This window comes from Kitasatospora sp. SC0581, assembly GCF_048159585.1.
GTDB lineage: Bacteria > Actinomycetota > Actinomycetes > Streptomycetales > Streptomycetaceae > Kitasatospora.
Map to the genome: position 1 here is coordinate 19,459 of NZ_JBLRWA010000005.1, position 26,336 is coordinate 45,794.

The window sequence follows — 26,336 nt, forward strand, 5'->3', positions numbered from 1 at the left end:
GCGGCAGGAAGCCGCCCGGCCCACGGAAGGTTGGGGAATCAGACGCCGGTGGAGGTGCCCAGCTCGACGTTGTAGTCGGCCAGCTTGGCGATCTGCGCGGGGCTCAGCACGCCCTGGTACAGCCAGACGTCGTCCAGCTCACCGGAGAAGTACTCGCCCCAGGCGCCGGACGCCCTGGTACGGCCGAACTGCACGCCGCCGCCCGCCTCGTAGGGCTGCGGAGCGCCCGTCCAGGAGATGTGCGGGGTGCAGGACTTGTCACCGTCCGCGCAGCCCTGGTTCTCGACCTGGCCGTTGACGTACAGGGCGAGCCGGTCCGCGAAGGCGTCGTAGCTGACCGCCAGGTGCGTCCAGTTCTCCATGACGGAGGTGGCCGGAGTGTGGGTCGTCAGGGTGCGCGCCGCGCCGTTGGCGTCGGAGTCGCGGACCTCGGCCTGCCACTGACCGGTCGGCTGGCCGTTGGCGTCGTTGCCCAGCGGGTGCCAGCGCAGGGTGACCGCGCTGTTGTTGGCGCCGGCCACGGACAGCACCGTCATGTCCCGGGTCGGGACGCCCGCCGTGTTCGCCCAGCCGGCCAGGGTGAAGCTCTGGCCGGTGTGCAGCGGGACGGAGCCGGTGGCCGCGTAGCCGGTGGAGCCGTTCAGCAGCAGGGTGCCGGGGGTCTGGAACAGGCCGCCGTCGGCCTTGATCGAGGCGCCGCCGCCGAGCTGGGCGCCGGCCTTGGCCGGGCCCTCGTCGGGGGTGACGGCCGGGGCATCGGCCGGGGTGCTGGTGGCGGTGTTGAGCTTCCAGCGGCCGGCCAGCTGCGGGCGCTGCTGGACCATGGCGCCGGCCTCGGGGCCGGTGACGACGCGGTCGTAGATCCGCACGTCGTCGATCTCGCCGCCGAAGAACTCGCCGTTGACGCCCTCGCGGTTGACGGCGCCGATCTGGATCGGGCCGGGGTTGGCCCACGGCGCGTTCTGGGTGTAGTCGGACTGGCCGACGAGGAAGCCGTTGATGTAGAAGCGCAGCTTCTTCGCGGCGGTGTCGGAGACGCCCAGCAGGTGGGTCCACTCACCGGTGGTGCCGGTGAAGCACGGCACGCCGTTGATCTGGCTGCCCGCGGTGCAGGCGTCCTGCCAGGTGCGCACCAGGGTGTCGGCGGAGCTGTCCTCCTTGTAGCGCCCGAAGATCCAGCGGCCCCAGTAGGGCGAGTAGTACAGCGAGAACTCGTTGTTGTGCTGGCCGATCTGGGTGACCGCCATCTTCGGGGTGGTGTCGCCCGGCGTCGGCGCGGGCAGCTTCACCCACGCGGAGACCGAGAAGTCCCGGCTGCCGTCGACCTGCGGGCGGGTGCCGCGCAGGTAGTCGTCCGCGCCGTCCAGGTGGATCGCCTTGTCGGCGATGCCGGGGCGGCCGAGCGCGACGCCGTTGTAGGCGGTCAGGTTGTCGGTCTCGGTGGTGCCGACGGGCTTGGCGGAGCTGCCGTCCAGGTGCCAGACCGCCTTCGCGGGGCGGCCGGTGGCGAGCTGCTTGTCGGCGGCCACGTCGGCGGCCTCGGCCTTGCTCAGGGAGCGGTCCCAGAGCCGGACCTCGTCGACCGAGCCCGTCCACGGGTCGGTCCAGTTGCCGTGCCACTTGGAGCGGCCGAACTCCAGCGGGCCGCGCGCGTCCCAGGCGGCGGTGACGGCCACCGGGGTGCCGGGCACGCCGTTGACGTACAGGGTGCTGGTCCTGGCGGTCGGGTCGTAGACGCCGACCAGGTGGGTCCACTGGCCGAGCACGACCGGGGTGTCCGAGCTCGCGGGCTCCAGGGTGTAGACGGCGTTGGTGTCCTGGGTGGAGGTCCACATCGTCCACTTGCCGTTCATCAGCCCGAGGGCGAAGCGGGCGGCCCAGTTGCCGTTCTCACTGACCGCGACCCGGTTGCGGGTGGTGTCGCCGGTGAGGTTGACCCAGGCGGAGACGGCGAAGCCGCGGGTGGTGTCCAGCACGTTGCCCTGGGTCTCGGCGTAGCCGTTGGCGGTGCCGTCGAGGGCGAGGCCCTCGGCGAGGTGGCCGGGGGCCCCCGCGGTGGCGCCGGAGCCGAGGGTGGCCTCGAAGCCGCCGCCGGTGCCGGTGACGCTGGTGCCGCTCGGGTCGTCCATCGACCAGCCGGTGCGCTGGGCCTGCCCGGTGAGCACGTTGAAGTAGTACGTCTCGGGCTGGGAGGCGTTGCCCGCGCCGTCGACGGCCCGGGCGGAGATGAAGTGGACGCCGGCGGTCTGCGGCTGGATGCGGACGGTCTGTCCGGCGCCGCCGCTGGTGGCGACCTCGTTCGCCGCGGACGGCGAGGTGTCCAGGCCCCACTGGTACTTGACCACATCGGTGGCGGCGGACTTCAGGGTGAACTGGCCGCTCTTGCCGACGCCGTCGGTCCACGGGAGCGCCGCGGTGGCGTCCTTGGAGCCGGGGTAGGCGTCCGAGGTGATCGCCGGGCCGTCCGGTGCGGAGGTGTCGACGATGAAGTAGCAGCCGGTCGGGTCACCGTCGGAGGACCACGGCCCCCACTGCGCGCCGTCCCAGGCGCGGGCCTCCCAGTCGAGCTGGAGGTTCTTCGGCAGGTCGGTCGGCAGCGGCCAGGAGAAGATCGAGCCGGAGGCCTTGAAGGTGTTGCCCCCCGGTGCGGCGTCCTCGGAGCCGGTGGACCACCAGCGCCGGCGCAGGCCGGTGCCGTCGTCCCAGCCGACCGCGAACTGCACGCCGATGGCCTCGCCGTCCGGGTCGGTGGCCCGGGTGGTGACCTGCGGCATCTTGTTGATCTTGATGCCCGGGTACTGGCAGACCGAGCCCGGCGACATCGTCATGTCGGACATCGGGATCTGGTTCGGCCGCAGGTTGTAGTACACCTGCAGGTAGGCGTCGTCGGTGAAGCGCTTCCAGGCGAGGGTGTCGCCCTCGTTCTGGGCCTTCAGGCCGAAGGTGATGGTCGGCCAGCCCCAGTTGGCGGCGTCCTGGACGAGGTTCTTCACCGCGCCGGTCTCGCCGTACTCCAGCCAGCCGCCGGGGCAGTTGCCGCTCCAGCCCTTGGCGGTGTTGATGGTCTGCAGGTAGCGGCTCCAGAACCCGGAGGCGTTCTGGGCGTTCCAGTTCAGGCCGGGGGAGATGTAGCCGGTGCTCCACAGCTCGACGGGCCGGGCGTCGCAGGAGTACGACCAGCTCTCGTAGGTGCCGAAGGTGGCGCCGAGGATCTGCTTGCCGACGAACGGGTTGGACACCTGGAAGAAGGCGCGCTTCACGTCGGTCGGCGCGCAGCGGGAGGTGTCGCCGCAGTAGCCGACGCCCCAGTCGTGGACGTAGCTGCTGTTGTACGTGAAGTGCCAGTACGCCTGGTTCGGGTAGGTGCGCGAGACGCCCGCCCAGTCGCCGGCGTGCGGGGTGTTCCACGCCGGGTCGATCATCACCGGGTAGACCGTGTCCGGCGCGTCCAGCATCGCCTGGTCGGGCGAGAGCAGCAGGGCGTCCTTGGGCAGCTCGACCTTGAGGCGGGTCATCTTGGCGCCCTCGCCGGGCAGGTCGCCGTAGCCGGCGACGGCCGGGTCGGTCGGCGCGGGGGCGGCGGGAGCAGCGGGAGCGGCGGGAGCGGCGGGGGCCGCGGCCTCGGCTTGCGGTGCCGCCTGCGGGGCGGCCTTGAACGCCTTCGGCGCGGCGGGCGCGGCAGGCGCGGTAGGCGCGGCGGCCGGGGCACTCGGAGCGGGCGCGGCGCCGGCCGGCTTGGAGGAGTCCCACATCACCGGGACGGGCGCCTCGAAGACGGTGCCGCCGCCGGAGGGGTCCTTGGCCTTGAGGGTGCCGTCCGCCTCCTGGCTGACCGTCAGGCCGTTGCCCTGGAGGCCGAGCCGGAGCTGGTCCAGCTCGGGGTTCTTGGCGGCCTCTGCGGTGTGCACCACGATGACCTGGGTGAACCCGGTCTTGGTGGCGGACAGCCTCAGGTCGACGTCCGGCAGGATCGACGCGTACTCGGCGGTCGCGCCGTTGACGGTCGGCTTGGGCAGCGGCTTGGGCCAGCTGAGCTTCAGCTCCTTGCCGGCCCGGGCCATGGTGACCAGCGGTGCGGTGCCGCCTCCGGAGAACGTCAGGTCGGCGGTGGAGCCCTTGGGGGCGATCGCGCCGCCGGGCAGCGTCCGGAGGGTGGGGTCGAGGTCGACCCAGGCGCCGTTCTTGCGCACCCGCTTGGGCTGGACGTAGGTGGTGGTCTTCAGCTTGCCGTCGGGCTGGGCGACGGTGTCGCTGGTCTCGCCGCGCTTGGCGAGCACCTCGACCGGCTTGCCGGTGCGGGCGGCCTCCTGGACGGCCAGGGTCTCGGCGGTGTCCTGGGGCTCCGTCACGCCGGGGGGAGGTGTCCCTCCGGCGGCGGCGGCGGGCACCACCGCGGTCGCGGCGAGCGCGACCGCGGCGAGTGCCGCGGCGAGCATGCTGCCCGACCGTCTTGCTGCTGTTCTCACTGTGCGTAAGCTCCGACTTCCGGAATGTGGGCGAAGTTTGAGCGGATCTTTATGGACACCTAAAAGAGCTGTCAACGCTTCATCAGAAATGCATGAGAAAAGAGCCCTTGCTGCGGCCCTGTCAGACGGGGGGCAGCTCGGGTGAAAACGGATGAACCGACCACTAGGGTGTGAGGTAAATCACGCCCCGAAGGGCGGTCGCCAGCCTGCCTCCGAGGCACGTCCGGCGGTCGCGAACGGTGACGCACGGCACCGGGGCGCCGCTCCGGCCGCCGGATCGACGACGCTCCGCCGGGCAATCTCCGCTGGTCACCATGGGTTTCGCGGCGGGATCCGGGCGGCGGGCGCGAGGCGGGACGCTCGGCGGGGCCGTACGGTTCCCGGGATCCGAAAGGTCGTTCTTGCGAGGTTCGGCGCGGGAAATCCGATTCCTGCTGGCTGGCCGTCAGGTCGGATAACCAGGCTTCACCGCAGTCGAGTTGTCGGGAAAATGGGCAGCAGAATTGCCAACTCCGGCTTTCCGAAAGCACAGAGGTGCCCCCGGAGTATCGAACACCCGGGGGCACCTGAGGAGTTGATCGCGGCAATTCGGCCGTCGCGGCGCTACACGGCCCTCACTCGTGCAGCGCCCGCGCGCTGCCGTCGACCCGGACGCTGCCCGGCAGGGCGATGAGTTCGGGCTTGAACAGCGGCTGGGTGTCCATCGCGGGCTCCCAGGTCGCCAGCTTCTCGTCCTGGGGCACCTCGATCCGCCGGTCGGCGGCGAGGTCGTCGACCACCTTGAGCAGCAGTCGCACGCCGAGCGGCGCCAGATGGTCGCGCCACAGGCTCTGCGCGGTCGAGCCCGGGGGTACGAGCAGGTGCTCCTGGGCGGCGAGCGGGCCGCCGTCGGTGCGCTCGGTGAGGTGGTAGACGCTCCCGCCCGTCACCTTGTCGCCGTCGCGGATGGTCCACCGGATCGCGTCCCGGCCGCGGTGCAGCGGCAGCAGGCTGGGGTGGTAGCCGATGGTGGCGAGGCCGGCCCGGGCGCGCGTCCGCCGGCCGAGGAAGGCGTGCGAGTGCGCGGCGAGGATGACGTCCACCCCGTCCGGGATGTGCATCGCCCGCAGTTCGAGCGAGTCCGTCCAGGGGATGTCCCGGGGGAACGCCCAGGCGCGCAGGCGGTCCCAGGACATCGCGTCGCTCTCGTCGGTCCTGCCCTTGCGCAGCCGGGGCGCGGCCGCGCCGACGATCTTGTGCCCCTTGTCCAGGAGGGCTTCCGCGACCTGGACCGCGAACGCCCCCTGTCCTGACATGTAGATGTTCATCCGCACTCTCTCAGTCCGGAGTGGTCGGGCGTGAAGCGCACCGGCATGGTGGAGAACCCGGTCAGGAAGTTGGACCGGATCGGCAGCGCCTCCTCGGTCTGCTCGAACCCGAGGGTGAAGTCCCGCAGGGCCTTGAGCAGTTCGGCGATCTCCACCTTGGCCAGGTACGAGCCGACGCAGAAGTGCGGGCCGTAGCCGAAGGCCAGGTGCTTGTTGGGGGTGCGGCCGAGGTCGAACTCCCCGGGCCGGGCGAAGACCCGTTCGTCCCGGTTGCCGGAGGCGTGCCAGAGCGTGACGATGTCGCCCGGCCGCAGCCGTACGCCGTGCAGTTCGGTCTCCCGCTCGACGCTGCGCCCGAAGTGCATGGTGGGCGACGCCCAGCGCAGCACCTCGTCCACGGCCGTCTCGATCGCGACCTCGCCCCGCTTGAGCCGGCGCCACTGCCCGGGGTGGGCCGCGAGGGTGCGGACGCAGTCGATCATCGTCAGCCGGCTGGTCTCGTCGCCCCCGATGATCAGGCTGTAGCAGTTGAGCACGACGTCCTCGTCGGACAGCGGCACACCGTCGACGGCGCTGCCGATCAGCATGCTGATCACGTCGTCGCCGGGTGCCTCGCGCCGCTCCTCGACGATGTCCATGAAGTACATCAGGATCTCGTTGCGGGCCATCTCGGAGTCGACCTCGTCGACGTCCTCGTCGTCCGCGGACAGCGCGGTCTTGGTGAGGCTGAGCAGGTAGTCCCGGTCCCGCTCGGGGACGCCGAGCAGGTTGGAGATGGTGGTCATCGGGATCCGCGAGGCGATCCGCTCCGCGAAGTCGCAGCCGCCGGAGCCGACGGCCTCGCGGATCCACTGCCGGGTGTTGACCCGGACGGTCCGCGCGACCTCGTCGAGCACCCGCGGCGAGAGCACGCGCTGGAGGATCTTGCGCAGCTCCAGGTGCCGGGGCCCGTCGGTGACGGCCAGCATCCGGCCGGCCCCGGCGTCGCCGCCCTCCAGGAGGGTGACGAGCACGTTGCCGCGCTGGGACGTGAAGTTCACGTTGTCCCGGTAGGTGGCCATGATGTCGTCGTAGCGGGAGAGCACCCAGAACCCCCGGCGGCCGTCGACCGGCGGGTTCCAGTGCATCGGCGCGGTGTCCCGCAGGGTGCGCCAGAACCCGTCGAGGTCGTGGTCGGCGAAGGTGGCCGGGTCGCCCAGGTCCACGGTGTCCAGTGCCGGTGTGCTCATGCCTACCAGTCCGTCCGCCAGAACCGGCGGGGCTGGAAGGGGTAGGCGGGCAGCGGCACGCGGCGGCCGGCCCCGTCCCGGTGCAGGGCGTCGAAGTCCACCTGCAGGCCGGTCACCCAGGCGGCGGCCAGGCCGGTCAGGGCCGGCGCGTCCTGGCCGGACGGCACGATCCCGGTGTTGGTGCGGGAGAAGGAGCCCGGGTCCGTCCGCGGGGCGGCGGCGGTCGAGGCGACCGGGCCGCGGGCGTCGTCGGACAGCGCCGCGATCAGCTCCTCGCGGCTGCGGACCACGGCCGCCCAGCGGCGGCCCATCACCTTGCGGCCGAGGTTGAGGGTGAAGCAGACGTCGTCCAGGCGCAGTTCCGGGCGGGCCTCCAGCCATTCCCGGAGCCGGGTGCGCTGACGGGCCAGCGCGTCGTCGTCCATCGCGGACAGGGTGGCCAGCCGGGGGCGGCCCGCCTCCTCGGGGGCGCGTCCGGCCGGTGTCGGCGGCTCCTCCAGCACCAGGTGGGCGTTGTAGCCGCCGCCGCCGAGGGAGGTGATGCCCGCGCGGCGGATGCCGGCCTCCGGCTCCCAGGCCGCGCCCTCGATCTGCGGGACGAAGGGGGTGCTGGGGAAGTCGAGGTCCTGGTTGACCTCGGTCAGGTTGATGGTGGCCGGGAGCGTCCGGTGGTACAGCGCCAGCGCGGCCTTGACCGCGCCGAAGCCGCCGGACACCACGCCGCCGTGGCCGACGTTGCCCTTGACCCCGCCGATCGAGGCGGTCGCGGTCTGCTTCCCGAACGCCATGGTCGCCGCGTGGACTTCGAGCTCGTCGGTCACCGGCAGGCCGAGGCCGTTGGCCTCGTACATGGACACGGTGTCCGGGCTGACGCCGCCCACCTCCATCGCCGCGGCGATGCACGCGCTCAGCCGCTCGGGCTGGGCCAGGCCGTACGCCATCGCGCTGACGCCGTTGTTGTTGACGGCCGAGCCCCGGACGACGGCGTAGACGTGGTCGCGGTCGGCGACGGCCCGGCCGAGCGGCTTCAGCAGCAGGGTGACGACACCGCTGGACAGCGCGCTGCCGGTGCCGTTGGCGTCGAACGGACGGCAGTGGCCGTCCTTCGACAGGATGCGGTTCTCCTCCCACAGGTGCCCGCGCGGGTGCGGCAGGCGGACCATCGCGCCGCCGGCGATCGCCATGTCGCTCTGGCCGAGCAGCAGCGACTGGCAGGCCAGGTGCACCGCGTAGTGGAAGCCCGCGCAGACGGCGGCGACCGTGACGGCCTCGCCGGTGAGCCCCATGTAGTACAGGGCGTTGGAGGTCATGCTGTCCGGCGACCACGCCAGGCTGGCCTCGATCGCCTCGGGGCCGACCGACGCCCGGTCCGGCGGGGAGCTGTAGAGCGCGGCGGTCTGCGGGTTGTTGGCGCCGTACATGCCGATCTCGGCGGTGAGCCGGTCCGGGTCGTAGCCGCCGTCCTCCAGGGACTCCCAGGCGCTCTCCAGGTAGAGCCGGTTCTCCGGGGTCATCGCGGCGGCCATCCGGTCGCTGATGCCGAACACCGACGGGTCGAACCTGTCGTACGTGTCGAGGACGCCGCAGGCCCGGACGTAGGACGGGTTGTGGATCAGGGTCTCGTCGACGTGGATGTCCTCCTTGGCCAGGAACGACACGGTCTCCCGGCCGTGGACGAGGACGTCCCAGAACTGCTCCTTGGTGCGGGCGCCGGGCGCCCGCAGGGACATGCCGATGACGGCCACGTCACCCGGGTCGTACTCCTGCTCGGGGCTGTCGGTCATGGAAGGCTCCTGCTTCGTGTGCTTCGTGTCGGGTGGAGGTGACTCGGGTGGCTATCGGCCGGTGCCGCCGGCGCCGCGGCCGCGCAGGGCGGCGCGGCGGGCGCCGGCGCGCTGGCGGGCCGACTCGACCACCTCGGGGGTGGCGCCGCTGTCGTCGTCGAGCCAGCGGGCGAGGGAGGCGATGTCGCGGAAGCTGAAGAGGTCGGGCACCCGGACGCGGCGGTCGAAGCGACGGGTCATCAGCCGGGCGAGACGGATCAGCAGCAGCGAGTCGCCGCCGAGGTCGTAGAAGGCGGACTGCACGTCGATGCCCGACGGATCGAGGTCGAGCAGCTCGCCCCAGATCTCCGCCAGCGCCACCTCGGTCGGCGTGCCGGCGGCCGACCGCGGCCCGTCGGTGCCGGCGGCCGGCGGCTCGGGCAGCGCGTCGCGGTCGAGCTTGCCGCCCGGGCCCAGCGGGAGGGCGGGCAGGAAGACGAGCGTCGCGGGCACCAGGTAGTCGGGCACCTCGGCGGCGAGCCGGCCGGTGATCGCGCCCTGGAGGGCCGGGTCCAGCCGGGGGCCGTCCTGCGGCGCGCCCTCGCCGGCGGGGACGACGTAGCCGACCAGCCGGTTGCCCCGGACGGCGGCGGCGGCCTCCCGGACCTCGGGGCAGCCGGTCAGCCGGGCCTCGACCTCCTCCAGCTCGATCCGGTAGCCGCGCAGCTTGACCTGGTGGTCGGAGCGGCCGAGGAACCGGAGTTCGCCGTCCTCGGTGAACCTGACGACGTCCCCGGTGCGGTACATCCGCTCGCCGTCGCGGAACGGGTCCGGCACGAACCGCTCGGCGGTGGTGCCGGGCCGGTTGACGTAGCCGTGCGCGAGGCCGACGCCGCCGAGGTAGAGCTCGCCGGACTCGCCGGCCGGGAGCGGCCGCAGCTCGTCGTCGAGCACGTAGACCAGGTCGGTGGTGGTCGGCGGGCCGATGGTCGGCTCGTCCGTCCCGTCCTCGGGTACCAGCCCGAACGAGCAGAAGACGGTGCCCTCGGTGGGGCCGTAGGCGTTGAACACCCGGGTGGCGCCGGTCTCCCGGTAGGCCCGGTCGGCCAACTTGCGGCGCAGCGCCTCGCCGCCGAAGACGATCGACCGCACGTTCGGGGGCAGGGCGCCGGCGTCGAGCAGGCCGTTCATGACCGACGGGACGACGGACAGGTGGGTGATCCGGTCCGCGTACCGGCTCTCCGTCAGGTGGACGGCGCTCTCGACGAGCACGACGGCGCCGCCGCGGCACAGCGCGTTGAAGACCTCCATCACGGACAGGTCGAAGCAGACCGAGCTGGCCGCCGAGACGCCGCTCAGGTCGCAGCCCTCCAGGACCCGGTCCATCTCGGCGAGCATCGCCACGGCGCCGGCGTGCCGGACGGCCACGCCCTTGGGCGTGCCGGTGGAGCCCGAGGTGTAGATGACGTACGCGGTGTCCTCGGGCACGACCGCCACGGGCTCGGCGCCGGGCTCGGTGATCGTGGTCCCGCCGAGCACGACCACGGTCGGGCCGGGCGGGCAACTGGCCCGGGACGCGGGCGTGGTGAGCAGCAGCCGGGTCCCGCTGTCCCGGACCATGAAGGCCAGCCGGTCGGCGGGGTAGTTCGGGTCCAGCGGCAGGTAGCAGGAGCCGGTGCGCAGGGCCGCCAGGACGGCGACGAGCAGGTCGGGGGTGCGCTCGACGCAGATGCCGACCGGGACGCCCGGGCCCGCGCCGTCGGCGAGGAGCCGCTCGGCCAGCTCGCGGGACCGCTCGTTCAGCTCGCCGTAGGTCAGCACGCCGGCGTCGGAGTAGACCGCGGTCGCGTCGGGGTTCTTGACCGCCTGGGCGATGAACTCGGAGTGCAGGGTTTCGGTCACTGCTCTGTCTCCTTGGGGAGGCCGGCCGGCGCGATGTCGCCGAGGGCCTGGTCGGGTCGGGCGATCGAGTCGAAGAGCACGGTGCGGTACAGCGCGAGCAGGGCCGTCACGGTCTGCCTCTCCAGGTAGCCCGGTTTGAACTGGACGTGGCCGGCCACCCGGCCGTCGATGTCGGCCATCGAGATCTCCAGGTCGAACTTGGCGAGGTGCCTGCGCACCTGGAGCGGCTCGAGCGGCAGCGCGGCGTCCGGGGAGAGGGTCTCGCCGACGCCGTGGAAGAGCTTGACGGAGCGGGGGAAGGCGTCCGAGGAGAGCCAGTTCACCACCACGTCGAACCACGGGGAGCGGCCCTCGGCGCGCGGCGGCTTCAGCTGGGCGGCCAGCAGGTCCAGGGGGTAGTTCATGTGCTCCAGGAGGCCGAGCGAGAAGGCGTGGACCTCGCGCAGCAGCTCGCGGAAGCTGCGGTCGCCGGCGGGGTTCGCCCGGACCAGCACGGTGTTGAGGTAGTAGCCGATCGCGGACTCCCAGCCGGGCTCGGCCCGTTGGGCGATCGCGGTGGCCAGCACCGAGTCCTCCGTCCCGGCCGCGCGGTTGAGCGTGGCGAAGAAGCCGGCCAGCACGACGGTGCTGATCGACACGCCCTCGCGCACCGCGAACTCCCGCAGCAGGCGGGTCTCCTCGGCGCTCCAGCGGAACGCGAGGTCGCGGCCCTCGTAGGTGACGCCCGGCGGCCGCTCCTTGCTGGACAGGTCCAGGTGGGCGGGCGGGTCGGCGAGCTTCTCCGACCACCAGTCCAGCGCCGCCTCCGCGGCCGGCCCGGCCAGCCACTGCCGCTCCCACTCGACGAACTCGGTGTACGGGGCGACCGGCGTGCGGCCGGCCGGGTCGGCGCCCTCGTAGAACTCCTGGAGCTCACGGATCATGATGTCGGCCGAGGCCGCGTCCGAGGCGATGTGGTGGACCAGCACCATCAGGAAGTGGTCGGACGGGCCGCGCCGCATCAGGACGACCCGCACCAGCGGACCGTTGTCCATGTCCAGCGGCTCGTGCCCGTACCGGGCCAGTTCCTCGCGGGCCTCCTCGTCGTCCAGGTCGGCGGTGTCCACCACGAGGAACTCGTACACCGGCTCGTCCAGGACGACCTGGTACGGGCGGCCGCCCGCCTCCACGTAGAGGGTGCGCAGCGCGGGGTGCCGGTCGAGCACGGCCAGGACGGCGCGCTCCAGGGCGTCCTCGTCGACCGCCGTCCGGATCCGGGCGGTCACCATGTAGTTGTAGGGCACGGCGTCCGGCGCGATCATCTGCATGAACCAGAGCGAGGCCTGGCCGTGCGAGGCCGGCGCCAGTTCGAGGCCGAGGCCTTCGGCGCGCAGCTGCTCCGACGCCGGCGCGTCGGTGGCCTCCAGCAGGCCGCGCGCGTCCAGCTCCTCCAGCAGCTCCTCGGCGTCCAGTTCGGACAGGTCCTCCAGGAAGGACCGTGCCGGCTCGGGCGTGGGCGTCGAAGCTTGGGGCGCCTGGACCGCCTGGGGCGGCTGCGGGGCGGGGGCGGGAGCGGCCGGTCCGTCGGCGAGCCCGACGAAGTGGCCGACCACCTCGGCGATGGAGCGCCCGTCCAGGAACACCACCGGCGAGACCCGGTGCCCGAGGACCGCCTGCATCCGGTTGACGAGGCGGATCGCGAGCATCGAGTCGAGGCCGAAGTCGCGCAGGCCGGCGCCGGCGTCGAACCGGCCCGCCGGTACGCCCAGCGCGTCGGCGAGTTCGGCGAGGACGACCTCCGCCACCGGCCGCTCCGCCATCGTGGCCTGCGCCGGCCGCGCCGCGACCGGTTCGGCGACGGCGGCGGCCGGGGCCGGGGCGGGCTCGCGGCGGGGCTCGGAGTCGATCCAGTAGCGCTCCTTCTGCCACTGGACGAGCGGGGTCTCCACCACCTCGACGTCGTCGCCGAACAGCGGGTCGAAGGTCAGCGGCAGGCCCCTGACGAACAGTTCGGCGGCGGCGCCCAGCAGGCAGCGGAGGTCGCTCTCCCCGCGCCGCATCGAGTTGACCGCGTGCACCCGGACGCCCCGGGACAGCCCGGTCTCCTCGACCGCGCCGCGCAGCGTCTCGTGCGGGCCGATCTCGATGAAGGTGGAGACGCCCCGGTCGACGAGCGCGGCGGTCGCCTCGGCGAACCGGACCCGGTCGCGCAGGTTGCGCACCCAGTAGTCGGCGTCGACGAGCGGGTTCACCGCGCCGGCCAGGGCGGTGGAGTGGAAGTCGAGGCCGGGCGCCAGCGGGGTGATGTCCTTGAGGCGCTCACGCAGCGGGCCGGTCAGCGCGTCCATGCCGGGGCTGTGCATCGGCCGTTCGACCCGGAGCCTCCTGGCCGTGATCCCGTCCCGGCCGAGGTCGGCCGCCAGGGCGTCGAGGGCCTCGCGCGGGCCGGAGACCACCGTGCTGGTGGGGCTGTTGACCGCCGCGACGGCCGCCTGCCCGGCGTAGGCGGCGAGCCGGGGCAGCAGCTCCGCCTCCGGCAGGTCGACCGAGAGCATCGCACCCGCGGCGGCCTCGTGTTCGAGCAGCTGCGAGCGGGCGACCACGACCTTGGCGGCGTCCTCCAGGGACAGCACGCCGGCCACGCAGGCGGCCGCGACCTCGCCCAGGCTGTGCCCGACCACGGCGGCCGGCTCGACGCCGAGTCCGAGCCAGACCTTCGCCAGCGAGACCTGGAGGGCGAACAGCACCGGCTGCTGGACGTCCAGTTCCTCGTACCGGGCCTGCCCGTCCGGGGCGGTGAGCCGGTCGAGCACCGAGCCGCCGCCAGCCGCGCGCACGGCGTCGTCGCAGGCGTGCATCCACCGCCGGAAGCCGGCGTGCGAGCGCAGCAGTTCGCGGCCCATGCCGGCCCAGTGGGTGCCGGTGCCGGAGAACACCAGCGCCACCCGCCGGTCGGCGGTGCCGGAGACCGTGCCGGTGACGACGTCGGGGTGCGGCCGGCCGTCGGCGATCCGGGCGAGCCCGTCCAGGACGTCCTGCCGGTCGCGGGCGAACAGGGCGATCCGGTGGGCGTGGTGGGTGCGCCGGGCGGCGAGGGTGTAGGCGAGGTCGGAGACCCGCAGGGCCGGGTCGCGTTCGACATGGTTGGACAGCGCGCGGCAGGTGTCGGCCAGCGCGTCCGCGGTCCGGGCCGTGACGGGGACCAGGTGCACCCGGTCGGCCGCCGGGGCCTCGCCGCCGCCCGGCACGGCGTGCCGTCCGCGGTCGCCCGCGAGGAAGGGGTGGGCGGCGACGGGGAGTCCGGCCGCGTAGAGGGCGCCGAGCGAGCCGAGCAGGGTGGCGGCCTCGTCGGCGCCGCGCCGCAGCGAGGGCAGGGTGGTGACGGCCGGCAGGATCTCCGACACCGACTTGAGCAGCAGGGGGTGGGGGCTGAGCTCGACCACCGCGTCGACGTCGTGGTCGCGCAGCCTGGTCAGGGCGTCGACCACCCGGATCTCCCGGCGCAGGTTGTCCGCCCAGTAGTCCGGCCCGAGCTCCGCGCCGTCGACCGGCTCGCCGGTGACCGTCGAGATCATCGGGACACGGGCGGTGCGCGGCCTGATGCCGTCCAGCTCGGCCTTCAGCGGGGCGAGGACGTGGTCGACCAGCGGCGAGTGCGGGGCGTGGCCCATCCGCACCCGGTGGTTGACGACGCCCGCGTCGGTCAGCCGCCGGACGAGGTCGTCGATCTCCTGCGGGGTGCCGGTGACCAGGGTGGAGCTCAGGCCGTTGTGGCCGGAGAGGGTGAGCCCGCCGGTCAGGTGCGGCCGGACCTCGTCCGCCGGGGTCATCACCACGATGCCCTCGCCGCGGCCGACGGCCAGCTGCTGGAGGAGCCGGCCGTGGTGGGCGGCCAGCCGGGAGGCGTCCTCGAAGTCGAGCGCGCCGGCGATGTGCGCGGCGGCGAACTCGCCGACGCTCTGCCCCACCACGACGTCCGGCTCCACGCCCAGCGAGCGCCAGGTCTCGGCCAGCGCGACCTGGAGGGAGAACAGCAGCGGCTGGAAGACGTCCATGTCGTCGAGGCGGCCGTCCGGGTCCATCAGCTGTTCCACGAGCGAGAAGCCCAGCAGCTCCCGCATCCGCCGGTCGGACCTCGTCATGGAGCGGCGGAACTCGGGCCGGCCGGCGAGCAGTTGGCGGCCCATGCCGACCCACTGCGAGCCGTTGCCGGAGAACAGGAACGCCACCCGCGGCCGGCCGGGCCGCTCCCCGACCTCCCCGACGCTCAGGCCGGGGGCCGTGGTGCCGGCGGCGAAGGCGTCCAGGCTGCTGCGGAGTTCGGCCATGTCGCGGGCGGTGGCCGCGAGCCGGAACGGGCCGTCGCCGGGCGTGCGGCGGCAGAGCGCGCGCAGGTCGGTCGCGTCCCGCGACTCCAGGGCCCGCTCGGCCAGCTCCGCGGGGGAGTCCGCGGCCAGCAGCAGCAGCGAGGCCTCGGGGCGCGGCAGTTCCTCGACGGCGATGTGGCAGATCGCGCCGCCGAAGCCGAAGGAGCTGACGCCGCCCCGGCGGGCGTCGGAGCGGCGCGGCCACGGCGTCAGCCGGTCCTGGACGGTGAGGTTGTACGCGTCGAACAGGATCTGTGGGTTGGGTGCGCTGTAGTGCAGGCTCGGCGGCAGGACGCCGTTGCGCATCGACAGCGCGAGCTTGGCCAGGCCGACGATGCCGGCCGCCGCCTCCAGGTGCCCGACGTTGGACTTGACGGAGCCGATCCTCAGCGGCGCCGCGCGGTCGGCGCCGCCCAGGACCGCGCCGACGGCGTTGGCCTCGATCGGGTCGCCGAGGGGCGTCGCGGTGCCGTGGCACTCGATGTAGTCGACGAGGTCCGGCGCGATGCCCGCCCGCTGGTACGCGGTGCGGAGCATCTTCTCCTGCGCCTGCGGGTTGGGCGCCGTCATCCCGTTGCTGGGACCGTCGTTGTTGGAGGAGCTGCCCTTGATGAGGCAGTACACCGGCAGGTCGCGCTCCAGCGCCACGCTCAGCGGGGCGAGCACGACGACGCCGGCGCCCTCGCCGCGGGTGGTGCCGTTGGCCCGGGCGTCGAAGGTCTTGCAGCGGCCGTCGGGGGAGATCGCGCCCAGCTGGTCCATGGCGGTGTAGTAGTCGGGGACGAAGCTGAGGTTGACGCCGCCGGCCAGCACCAGGTCGCTCTCGCCCAGCTGGATCGACTGGCACCCCACGTGCACCGAGACCAGGGATCCGGCGCAGGCGGCGTCGATCGCCATGCTGGGGCCCTGGAGGCCGAGGACGTAGGAGACGCGGTTGGCGATGATGCCGTCGTGGATGCCGGTCGCGGTGTGCGGGGTGATCTGGGCGTCGGGGCCGCGGTAGTGCGCCAGCGCGGCGTAGTCGTTCCAGCAGGAGGCCATGAACACGCCGGTGTCGGTGCCGACGAGGCTGTCCGGCGCGATGCCCGCGTCCTCCAGCGCCTCCCAGCACAGCTCCAGGACGAGGCGCTGCTGCGGGTCCATCTGGACGGCCTCGCGGGGCGAGATGCCGAAGAACAGCGGGTCGAACCGGTCGATGCCGTCGATGAACCCGCCCCAGCGCACCCGATCGCCCAGCAGCTCGCGGCGGGCGGCCGGCACCGGTCCGACGGCGTCGCCGCCCTCGACCAGCAGCCGCCAGAACGAGGACGGGTCCGGTCCGCCGGGGAAGCGGCAGCCGATGCCCACGACCGCGACCGGCTCGTGCGCGGGCTTGCGGCGCTCGGCGCCGGGGGCGGGCCCGGCGGCGCGCGGGCCGTCGACGAGGGCGCGGGCCAGTCCGTCCAGGGTCGGGTACTGCCACATCCAGGTGGCCGGGACCTGCCAGCCGAGGTACTCGGACAGGGAGGCCGCGAGGTTCACCGACTTCAACGAGTCCAGCCCGTACCGGTGCATGGGCGCCCGGAGGTCCACCGAGGCCGCGGACACGTCCGACAGCTCGGCGAAGCGGGACAGCAGGAAATCCGTGACGTCGGTGATGTCTCGCGCTGCGCGCTCGTGGGGCATGGCGACTCCCTCAGCAGGGCGGATGGAATGGAGGACGGGGCTTCGCGGCCGGCCGGTCGGGGGGGACGCCGATTTCAGGGCAGCCGGGAGCAGGGGGGCGGGGCACGGCGGGATCCGTCCTCCGCGCCGGGGGCCGTCGCGGAATCGGCGGGGCGGCGTGCGGACGGGGCCGGTGTTTCCGGAGTTCGCGCTCGACGTGAACGGGAAGTCCGGTGAAGTGAACGGGAAATCCGGTGGAGCGAACGAAAAGCGGGGCGGGGCGGAGTGGAGGGTGGGCGGCGTCGGGGCAGCGCCGGTCAGCCTGCCGGCACGGTAGTAGGTCTGTACATGACATGCATGGACGTACGGTCGGGCAGCGCTGCTCCTCTCGCGACAGGAGGAAGGACTCGGGGTGCCGACCGCGCGGCGCGGCAGGACGGGGTGAGGGTCGGGTCTTCGGGGGTGCTTGAGTGGTCGCCGTTCAGCGGCTCACTGATCAGCGGCACACTGTGGAATTCTGGCCGACGCGTTCGGCTCCTGCCGGTCGGGCTGCCGGCCACTTCCGCTGCTGAGAATTCCGCAGCGCGGGTATGTTCATCCGCCCTCGGGGTGCGGAGAGATGTGTCGACTACGCGTTCATCGATTCAAGGATCGCGTATTTCGACGGCCGGATGAAGCGCTGGCGGGATTTGATCGACAAAGTGTCCGATTCGATCTCCTCGATGCAACAGATGTACGAATGTGTGATGGATGCCGCCGTCGGGTAGAGGTCGACGGAAATCGAATGACCTGGGGAAGGGCCGACTGCCGGTACCATGCGCGCCGGGCGGGGTGGACAGCGGATGAGCGATCAATGCAAGCTGACCGCATGGCAGTTGAGAATCTTGATGCATCGTCAGCCAGTGCCGACAGCTCCTTAGTAAGGTCCCTCCCGCGGCGCCGTGCGCTCGGCCGGGAGCTCCCGGGCGGGCCCGCATGACCGCCACCGTGGTCGAGTCGGCCCGTCGGCCGGGGCTGGCGCTCGGCGTGCTGGCCGGGGCGTTCGCCCTGGACGTGAGCGGTCTCGGCGTGCTCAACGCCGCCCTGCCGTCCGTCGGAGAGCGCTTCGACCTGGGGGAGACCACGCTCCAGTGGGTGATGACCGCCTACGCCGTCACCTTCGCCGGCTTCCTGCTGGTGGGCGGCCGGCTCGCCGACGTCCTCGGGCGGCGGCGGGTGTTCGAGGTCGGCGTCGCCCTGTTCACCGTGTCCGCGCTGGTCGGGGCGGTGGCCCCGAACACCGTCACGCTGCTGGGCGCGCGCGCCGTCCAGGGGATCGGCGCCGCCCTGTCGGGGCCGGCCGCGCTGGGCCTGCTCACCGCGCTCTTCCCGGTCGGCCCGGCCCGCAATCGGGCGATCAGCGTGTACACGGCCGTCGGCGCCGTGAGCTTCAGCGGCGGGGTGCTGCTGGGCGGCGTCCTGACCCAGTTCTTCGGCTGGCGTTCGGTGCTCTGGTTCTCGGTGCTGATCGGGGTCGGCGTGCTGGCCGCGACCCGCGTCGGACTGCCCGACGGCGCCGGTCACCGCGGCCGGCTGGACCTGCCCGGCGCGATCACCGGCACCCTCGGCCTCACCCTGCTCGTGGTCGGCGTGAGCAGCAGCGGCGCGACGGCGTGGACCGTCCTGGCCGCGGCGGCGGTCTCCCTGGTGCTGTTCGTCGTCCGGGAGCACCGCACCGCCGACCCGGTGCTCCCGCTCGGCCTCTTCCGGATCGCCTCGGTGCGGGACGCGAGCCTGTCGGCGTTCCTCCAGTACACGGGCTCGATCGGGATGCTGTTCTTCGCCCCGCTGTACCTCCAGGGGATGCTGCACTACTCGCCCTCCGAGTCCGGCCTGGCGCTGGTGCCGATGTCCCTGGCGGTGTTCCTCACCGCCAACTTCGTCACCGGCCGGCTGCTGGCCACGTACTCCCCGCGGACGCTGATGGCCGTCGGCCTGGTCCTGATCGGCGTCGGCACCGGGCTGTGGCTGGGCACGCCGCAGGACGGGAACTACGTGCTGCACGTGCTGCCCGGCCTGGTGGTCAGCGGCATCGGCCAGGGGCTGAACTTCCCCTCGATGACCACGGCCGGGCTCTCCGGCGTCCCGGAGCAGCAGCACGCCGTCGCGGGCGCGGTGAACGTCGTGACGCAGCAGATCGGCGCCAGCGCGGGTGTCGCGGTGATGGTCCTGGTCGCGGGGACCAGCTCGGACCAGCTCGGCGGCTACCACCTCGCCTACGTCACCGCCGCCGCCGCCTGCGTGCTGGGCGCGGCCGTCATCGCCGTACGGCGGAAGGCCTGAGGGGTCCCGCCCGGTCGAAGGCCGGAGCGGTTCGCCGAGAGGCGGCCCCGGGGTGCGCGCCGCACACCGGGGCCGCCTCTCGCCCGCTCAGGCGTCGGCGTCCGTGGAGGAGCGCACCACCAGCTGCGGCGCGAAGCGCTCCACCCGCTCCGACCGTTCACGGGCCGGGGACTGAAGGAGGGTCAGGGCGCGCTCGGCCATGGCGGTGAGCGGGTGGCGGATCGAGGTGATGGGCGGGTCGAGGAGTTCGAGCATCTCGGTGTCGTCGAAGCCGGTGACGGCGATCCGGCCGGGGACGGGGATCGCCGAGCGTTGCAGGGTGCTGACCAGCCCGACCGCGAGGACGTCCGCGCCGCAGACCACGGCGTCGATCCCGGCGTGCCGCTCGGCGATCCGGCGGCCCGCGGTGCGCCCGGCGTCGGTGGTGAAGCTGGGCAGCAGGACGGTGGTGGCGTCGGCGCCGCGGGCCCCGGTGAAGGCGGCGAGGCGCTCCGCGCCGGAGGAGGACGCCTGGTCGGCGGCGACCAGGGCGATCCGGTGGCGGCCGAGGCCTTCGAGGTGGTCGAGGAGCAGCCGCATCGCGGCGGTGTTGTCGAGGGTGACGGCCACGGTGCCGGAGCCGGTGGCCCAGCGGTCGAACAGGACGACCGGGGTGCGCTGGGCGGCGGCCCGGACGGCGGGGCCGGACGCGCCGGCGGAGACCGGGACGACGAGCAGCCCGTCGACCCGGCCGCCGAGCAGGGTCTCGATCTGCTCGGCCTCGACGGCGGTGTCGTTGGCGGCGTCGGAGACCACCAACTGCCCGCCGGCGGCGCGGACTTGCTGGGCGAGGGCGTCGGCGAGCTGGACGAAGTACGGGTTGGCGAGCGAGGGGACGACCACGCCGATGGTGCCCGTGGTTCCGGTGCGCAGCGCCCGGGCGGAGTGGTTGGTGCGGTAGCCGAGGTGCCGGGCGGCCTCCTCGACGCGGCGGGCGAGTTCGGGGTCGACGTTGCGCTGGGTGCCGGCCAGGACGCGTGAGGCGGTCGCGCGGGAGACACCGGCGGCCGCGGCCACGTCGAGGAGTCGGGGCGCTGTCACGTGGGGCGGTCCTTCGCGGTCGGGAACGGGCTCGGCTGAGCTCGCGGAATACGCAGCACGAGGGTACTTGACGGTTCCGGGGGCCTGGTCCACAGTGTGGGAGATCGATCTCCCAAGGAGTGCAGATGCCGCCCATCACCGTCGTCGGTTCGATCAACCGCGACCTCGTCCTGACCGTCGAGGACCTGCCGCGACCCGGCGAGACCGTGCTCGCGCGAGGCTTCGTGGAGGGCGTCGGCGGCAAGGGCGCCAACCAGGCCGTCGCGGCGGCCCGGCTCGGCTCGCGGGTGCGGATGGTCGCCCGGGTCGGCTCGGACGCCGACGCCATCCTGTGGGCGCTCGCCGCCGAAGGGGTGGACGTCGGGGCGGTGCGCCCGGCACCGGAGAGCACCACCGGGATCGCCTCGGTGGTGGTCGACCGGGCCGGCGAGAACACCATCGTGGTCAACCCGGGCGCCAACGCCGAGCTGTCCGTCGCGGACCTGCCGCAGCGGCTGGCCCGGTCCGCGGGCGAGGTGGTCCTGGTGCAGCACGAGATCTCCGCCGAGGTGGTCGCCGCCGCCGTGCTGCGGGCCCGGGAGCAGGGCGGCACCGTCGTCCTCAACCCGGCCCCGGCCCGCCCGGTCGCCCCGGAGGTGCTCGCCGCCGTCGACGTCCTCGTCCCCAACCTCGGCGAACTCGCCACCCTGCTCGGCGCGGAGCCGCCCGCCGGCCCCGACGGGGCGCGCGAACTGCTGGAGCGGGCCGCCCTGCCCTGCCGGGCGGTCGTGGTGACGCTCGGCGCGGACGGGGCGCTGGTCAAACAGCCCGGCCGTCCCGCCGTGCACCTGCCGGCCCCCGTCGTGGACGCCGTCGACACCGTCGGCGCCGGCGACACCTTCTGCGGAGCCCTCGCCGACTCCCTCGCCCGGGGCGCCGACCTGCTCGCCGCCGCCGAACGGGCCGTCCGCGCGGCCTCGTTGGCCGTCACCGGGCTCGGCGCCCAGTCCGCCATGCCCTCCGCGGCGCAGCTCGACGCGGCCGCCGGCCCCCTCGGCGCACCCGCCCCGCTCCCCGACGCGACCAGCGCGGTCCTCGACGCCCCCGCCGTTCCCGTAGCACCCTGACGGTCCCCGGCCCCCACGCCCGGTCCGCTCAGCACCCCGGTTCCCCCGCACCACCAGTTCAACGGAGAACACCCCATGCGCAACCTCAAGCTCGGACTGTTCGAGAACGCCCAGACCAACGCGAGCGGCACCGCCACCTGGCGCCACCCCGACAGCCGCCGGCACCTGTTCGACACCCTCGGGTACTGGCGCGACATCGCGCGGATCTGCGAGGACGCCAAGCTTGACTTCCTGTTCCTGGCCGACGCCTGGGGCTGGTCGGAGATCGGCGGGGTGCGCCCGCCGATCGCCACCGAGGAGACCCTCGACCTGCCGCGCCTGGACCCGTTCGTGATCGCCTCGGCCCTGCTGGCCAGCACCACCGACCTCGGCCTGGTGGTGACCGGCTCGGTGCTGGTCGAGCCGCCGTACGCCTTCGCCCGCCGACTCGCCACCCTGGACCAGCTCTCCGGCGGCCGGCTCGGCTGGAACATCGTCACCACCGGCACCGCCGACACCGCCGTCAAGGCCTTCGGGATGGACATGGTGGCGCACGACGACCGGTACCGGATGGCCGAGGACTTCCTCGACCTGGTCTACAAGTACTGGGAGGGCTCCTGGGAGCCCGACGCCCTGGAGAAGGACAAGGCCGGCCGCTTCGCCGACCCGGCCAAGGTCCACCTGGTCGAGCACGACGGCCCGTACTTCCGCTCGCAGGGCTACGGCAACACCGCCCGCTCCCCGCAGGGCACCCCGGTGCTGTTCCAGGCCGGCGCCTCCCCGGCCGGGCGCCGAGTCGGCGGGCGGCACGGCGAGTGCATGTTCGTCGGCAGCGGCACCGTCCAACAGCTCGCCGGGCACACCGCGGCGATCCGCGAGGAGGCCGTCCGGGCCGGCCGCGGCGCCGACGAGGTCAAGGTGATGTCGGCCTTCTCCTGCGTGATCGGTGCCACCACCGCCGACGCCGAACGCCGCTGGCAGCGCGTCCTGGACGCCCAGCGCCCGGAGGTCACCGTCGCCAGCTACGCCATGTTCACCGGCCTCGACCTGTCCTCGTACGCGCCGGACACCCCGATGGCGGAGCTGTCCACCGAGATGTCGCAGACCCAGGTCGCCCGGTTCGCCGACAAGACCGTCGGCGACGTGCTCGCCGACTGGCACACCCACGGCGTCGGCGCCCGCCCGGTGGTCGGCACCGCCGAGGAGATCGCCGACGAGATCTGCGCCCTGGCGGAGGGCGCCGACCTGGACGGCTTCCTGCTCTCGCCGACCGTCCAGCCCGCCTCCACCGTCGAGTTCGTCGAGTCGGTGCTGCCGATCCTGCGCGCCCGCGGCGTCTTCCGCGGCGAGTACGCGCAGGGCGATTCGCTGCGCGAGCGGCTGACCGGCGCGTCCGACCGGGCCCTGCCGGCCAGCCACCCGGCCGCGCGGTACCGGCACTGACCCCCCGCACCGGCGACGAGAGGACGGCGACGACCATGGTCACTCCCGCCCACCACCCGACCGCGGCCGCGGCGACCGCCGCGGAGCGGCCCGACCGGGCCGAGCTGGACGGCGCGGCGCTGCGCCAGGCGTTCGGGGCCTACCCCACCGGGGTGGTCGCGCTCGGCGCGCTGCGCGACGGCGAACCGGTCGGGCTCGCGGTCAGCTCCTTCGTGTCGATCTCGCTGGAGCCGCCGATGGTCGCGGTCAGCGTGGCCCGCACCTCCACCACCTGGCCCCGGCTGACGGAGGCTCCGGAGCTGGGGCTGAGCGTGCTCAGCCGCGGCCAGGGCGCGCTCTGCCGGCGGCTCGCCTCCCGCGCGGGCGACCGCTTCGACGGCACCGGCTGGCAGGCCACGCCGGGCGGCGCGGTGCTGATCCACGACGCGGCGCTCTGGCTGACCGCCCGGGTGCACGCGGTGTACGACGGCGGCGACCACGAGATCGTCCTGCTGGAACTGCTCACCGTCGAGCTGTTCCCCGGGGTGGAGCCGCTGGTCTTCCACACCAGCCAGTTCCGTGAGCTCACCCCCCATGGCTGACACCCCGACGGCCCCCCTGTCCGGCACCGTGGTGCACGGTGCCGGCCGGGGGAGGGGGCTGGGCTTCCCCACCGCCAACATCGCCCCCGACCCCGGCACACCCGCCCCGCCGCCCGCGATCTACAGCGGCTGGCTGGCCCGCCGCGCGAGCGGCACCGTGCACCGCGCGACGATCAGCGTCGGCACCAACCCCACCTTCTGCGACACCTCCGAGATCCACACCGAGGTGTACTGCCACGACACCCCGGGTGACCTGTACGGCGAGCGCGTCGAGCTCTGGTTCGTCGCCCGGATCCGGGGCACCGAGCGGTTCGCCTCCGTCGACGAGCTGCTGCTCGCCGCCCGGGAAGACGTCCGCCGCTCCGAGGCCCTGCTGGACTCCGAGCACGGACGGCACGTGCTCGCCGTCCTCTCCTGAACCGTTCTCTCCTGAACCGTTCTCTTCTGAACCGTTCTCTTCTGATCCGCCCGCACCACCTCTTCGCACCGTCCCTCACCTGCCCGGCGCGCGCCCCCGCTTCCCCCGCGACCCCGCGTCCCGCGCCACGAGCCCGGTCGGCCCCGCACCCCCCGCTTCGGCGGGGCCGACCGCCCCTTCCCCCACCTCGCTCCGCACGAACAAAGGTGTGAGTCATGAGCGCGTTCCACTGGTTGAACGAGCAGTTCGACTTCTTCGGCCTCCCCGTCTACTGGTCCGACTTCCTGGGCAACATCCTGGCGCTCGCCACCGTCTGGCTCGCCCTGCGGCGCTCGCTGGTGGCCTGGCCGGTGCAGATCCTCGGCTCGGTGCTGCTGCTGATCGCCAGCCTGAACGTGCACCTCGGCGGCAACGCCGCCCGGCAGATCGTCATCATCGTCTCGGCCTCCTGGGGCTGGGCGACCTGGAAGCGCAGCCGCGAGCAGGAAGGCACCATCAACGTCCGCTGGGCGTCGTGGCAGGAACGCGCCGTGCTGGCGGCCGCGATGGTGGCGGGGACGGCCGCGTTCGGCGCGGTGCTGAAGGGGACGGACGCCTCGTTCTACCCCGGGGCGCCGTGGTGGATGGTCCTCGCGGACGCCTGGATCTTCGTCGGCTCGATCCTCGCCATGTACAGCCAGGCCCGCCGCTACGTGGAGTTCTGGTTCGTCTGGCTGGCCGTCGACCTGGTGGGCGTGCCGCTCGCGGTCCACTCCGAGCTGTACTTCTCCGGCATCGTCTACGGGATCTTCTTCGTGATGGTGGTGCTCGGCATCCGCGACTGGGCATCCCGCAGCAGGCCGCAGGAGATCGCCTCGCCGCTGGAGCCCGCCGTCCTGGTCGAGGGCCGGGACGAAGCCCGCGCGGGTGAAGGCGCCAACTCCCGGGTCACCAAGACCAACTGATGATTCGTCATGAACCTGTACGCGACCGCCCGGCCCGGGCTGCACCCCGCGAGGTGCGACCCGGGCCGGGCAGTCGACGGTCAGGCGCCGGCGGAGGCCAGGCGGGCGTGGCGGCGGGCGGTCGCCTCGGCCGGGTCCAGGACCGGGACGGCGGCCAACAGGCCCTTGGTGTAGGCGTGCTGGGGGGAGTCGTACACCGTGTCGGCGTCGCCCTGTTCCACGATCCGCCCGGCCCGCATCACCGCGACCCGGTCGCTCACCTGCCGGACCACGGCGAGGTCGTGGGCGATGAAGACCAGCGCGAGGCCGAGGTCGCGCTGCAACTCGCCCAGCAGCTCGACCACCTGGGCCTGGGTGGTGACGTCCAGCGCGGAGACCGGTTCGTCGCAGACGATCAGCCGCGGTCGGGGCGCCAGCGCGCGGGCGATGCCGACCCGCTGCCGCTGCCCGCCGGAGAACTCGTGCGGATAGCGGTGGTACCAGTCGGCGTCGAGCCCCACGCGTTCGAGGAGTTCGCCGACCCGGCTGCGGATGCGGCGCTCGTCGCTCTCCCCGGCGATGCGCAGCGGGTCGGCGATGGACTCGCCGATGCTGCGACGCGGGTTGAGCGAGGACACCGGGTCCTGGAAGACCATCTGCAACTCCCGCCGGATCGGGCGCAGTTCCTTCTCCCCGAGCGCTCCGATGTCCCGGCCGCGGTAGTGCAGCCGGCCGCCGGTCGGCTCCAGCAGCCGGACGAGCATCCGCCCGAGCGTGGTCTTCCCGGAGCCGGACTCGCCGACCACGCCCAGCGTCTCGCCGGCCCGTACGGTGAGCGAGACGCCGTCCACGGCGGTCACCGGGCCGGTGCGCCGGGTGAGGCCGCCGCGGGTGGCGAACTCCCGGCGCAGGTCGACGGCTTCGAGTAGCACGTCATCCCCGACGGGCCCGGTCGACCCGGCCGACCTGGCCGTCTCGGCCGGCTCGGCGGGCGCGTCGACCCGGGGCACCGCCGACAGCAGCGCGCGGGTGTACGGCTCGCGCGGAGCGCCGAGCACCTCGGCGACCGGCCCGTGCTCCACCGCCCGGCCGTCCTTCATCACCAGTACCCGGTCGACGCTCCCGGCGACCACGCCCAGGTCGTGGGTGACCAGGACCAGCCCGGCGCCGGTCTCGGCCCGCAACTCGTGCAGCAGGTCGAGGATCTGGGCCTGGACGGTGACGTCCAGCGCGGTCGTCGGCTCGTCGGCGACCAGCAGCCGCGGCTCGCAGGCCAGGGCCATCGCGATCAGCACCCGCTGGCGCATGCCGCCGCTGAACTCGTGCGGACGCGACCGCGAGCGCCGCGCCGCGTCGGCGATGCCCACGCGGTCGAGCACCTCGACGGCCCGGGCCCGGGCGGCCCGGCGGGAGACGTCCCGGTGCACCCGCACGACCTCGGCGATCTGGTCGCCCACCGCGTAGTACGGGTCGAGGGCGGAGAGCGGGTCCTGGAACACCATGGCGGCCAACCCGCCGCGCAGGCGCCGGAGTTCGTCGCCCTCGGCGGTGACGGCGTCGACCCCGGCGACCCGCACCGAGCCGCCGATCCGGGCGCCGGTGCCGCGGTGCAGGCCGAGCAGCCCGTAGGCGACGGTGCTCTTGCCGGAGCCGGACTCGCCGACGATGCCGAGCGCCTGCCCGGCCTCCAGGGTGAAGCCCACGCCGTCGACGGCGCGGACGTGGCCGTCGCCGACCGGGAAGTCGACGACCAGGTCCCGGACGTCGACCAGGGCCTCGCCCCGGGCTTCGGCGGCCAGGGGTTCGGAGCCCCGGGGCTCGGGGCTC

Annotated in this window: 14 protein-coding genes; 6 read left to right on the top strand and 8 right to left on the bottom strand. The window is 73.5% G+C overall.

Features of this window, described 5'->3' with window-relative positions:
* Window positions 1-38: 38 nt before the first annotated feature.
* The 6 genes from ACLWS4_RS11230 to ACLWS4_RS11255 all read right to left on the bottom strand — a co-directional run bounded on the left by ACLWS4_RS11230 (window position 39) and on the right by ACLWS4_RS11255 (window position 16,678).
* The gene (locus tag ACLWS4_RS11230; protein ID WP_416873979.1) at window positions 39-4,436 is read right to left on the bottom strand and encodes a LamG-like jellyroll fold domain-containing protein; all 4,398 of its coding nucleotides are present in this window, start codon (window positions 4,434-4,436) and stop codon (window positions 39-41) included.
* A gap of 644 nt (window positions 4,437-5,080) precedes the next feature.
* The gene (locus ACLWS4_RS11235) at window positions 5,081-5,773 is read right to left on the bottom strand and encodes a formyltransferase family protein (protein WP_049651695.1); all 693 of its coding nucleotides are present in this window, start codon (window positions 5,771-5,773) and stop codon (window positions 5,081-5,083) included.
* On the bottom strand, window positions 5,770-7,002 hold the full coding sequence (locus ACLWS4_RS11240) for a cytochrome P450 (RefSeq protein WP_416873980.1): 1,233 nt from the start codon (window positions 7,000-7,002) through the stop codon (window positions 5,770-5,772). Before ACLWS4_RS11240 ends, ACLWS4_RS11235 begins: the two co-directional genes overlap by 4 nt.
* Window positions 7,003-7,004: 2 nt before the next feature.
* Window positions 7,005-8,786 carry a beta-ketoacyl synthase N-terminal-like domain-containing protein gene (locus tag ACLWS4_RS11245; RefSeq protein ID WP_416873981.1) on the bottom strand — a complete coding sequence of 594 codons (1,782 nt, stop codon included), beginning with the start codon at window positions 8,784-8,786 and terminating at the stop codon, window positions 7,005-7,007.
* Between the two features lie 51 nt (window positions 8,787-8,837).
* Entirely contained in the window at window positions 8,838-10,667 is a 1,830-nt protein-coding gene (locus ACLWS4_RS11250) for a non-ribosomal peptide synthetase (RefSeq protein ID WP_416873982.1), read from the bottom strand.
* Window positions 10,664-16,678: an acyltransferase domain-containing protein gene (locus tag ACLWS4_RS11255; RefSeq protein ID WP_416873983.1), complete on the bottom strand. Its 6,015-nt coding sequence runs from the start codon at window positions 16,676-16,678 to the stop codon at window positions 10,664-10,666. The genes ACLWS4_RS11250 and ACLWS4_RS11255 overlap by 4 nt, the downstream gene beginning before the upstream one ends.
* 954 nt (window positions 16,679-17,632) lie before the next feature.
* On the opposite strand from ACLWS4_RS11255, the gene ACLWS4_RS11260 reads away from it, so the two are divergent.
* Window positions 17,633-18,979, top strand: a complete 1,347-nt coding sequence (locus ACLWS4_RS11260; protein WP_416873984.1) for an MFS transporter — start codon at window positions 17,633-17,635, stop codon at window positions 18,977-18,979.
* An 87-nt stretch (window positions 18,980-19,066) separates the two neighbouring features.
* Here ACLWS4_RS11260 and ACLWS4_RS11265 read toward each other — a convergent pair whose 3' ends face one another.
* Window positions 19,067-20,059 carry a LacI family DNA-binding transcriptional regulator gene (locus ACLWS4_RS11265; protein WP_416873985.1) on the bottom strand — a complete coding sequence of 331 codons (993 nt, stop codon included), beginning with the start codon at window positions 20,057-20,059 and terminating at the stop codon, window positions 19,067-19,069.
* A 125-nt stretch (window positions 20,060-20,184) separates the two neighbouring features.
* On the opposite strand from ACLWS4_RS11265, the gene ACLWS4_RS11270 reads away from it, so the two are divergent.
* The 5 genes from ACLWS4_RS11270 (at window position 20,185) to ACLWS4_RS11290 (ending at window position 24,530) form a co-directional block, all read left to right on the top strand.
* Complete coding sequence (locus ACLWS4_RS11270; protein ID WP_416873986.1) at window positions 20,185-21,165, top strand: ribokinase; 981 nt, start codon at window positions 20,185-20,187, stop codon at window positions 21,163-21,165.
* A 75-nt stretch (window positions 21,166-21,240) separates the two neighbouring features.
* Window positions 21,241-22,587 carry an NtaA/DmoA family FMN-dependent monooxygenase gene (locus tag ACLWS4_RS11275; RefSeq protein WP_416873987.1) on the top strand — a complete coding sequence of 449 codons (1,347 nt, stop codon included), beginning with the start codon at window positions 21,241-21,243 and terminating at the stop codon, window positions 22,585-22,587.
* A 35-nt stretch (window positions 22,588-22,622) separates the two neighbouring features.
* The gene (locus ACLWS4_RS11280; RefSeq protein ID WP_416873988.1) at window positions 22,623-23,168 is read left to right on the top strand and encodes a flavin reductase family protein; all 546 of its coding nucleotides are present in this window, start codon (window positions 22,623-22,625) and stop codon (window positions 23,166-23,168) included.
* On the top strand, window positions 23,161-23,586 hold the full coding sequence (locus ACLWS4_RS11285) for a riboflavin kinase (RefSeq protein ID WP_074006036.1): 426 nt from the start codon (window positions 23,161-23,163) through the stop codon (window positions 23,584-23,586). Before ACLWS4_RS11280 ends, ACLWS4_RS11285 begins: the two co-directional genes overlap by 8 nt.
* A 215-nt stretch (window positions 23,587-23,801) precedes the next feature.
* Window positions 23,802-24,530 carry a nicotinamide mononucleotide transporter family protein gene (locus tag ACLWS4_RS11290; RefSeq protein WP_416873989.1) on the top strand — a complete coding sequence of 243 codons (729 nt, stop codon included), beginning with the start codon at window positions 23,802-23,804 and terminating at the stop codon, window positions 24,528-24,530.
* Window positions 24,531-24,610: 80 nt separating this feature from the next.
* Here the strand turns inward: ACLWS4_RS11290 and ACLWS4_RS11295 are convergent, their stop codons facing one another.
* Window positions 24,611-26,308, bottom strand: coding sequence for an ABC transporter ATP-binding protein (locus ACLWS4_RS11295; RefSeq protein ID WP_416874132.1), 1,698 nt, complete (start codon window positions 26,306-26,308; stop codon window positions 24,611-24,613).
* Window positions 26,309-26,336: the final 28 nt, after the last annotated feature.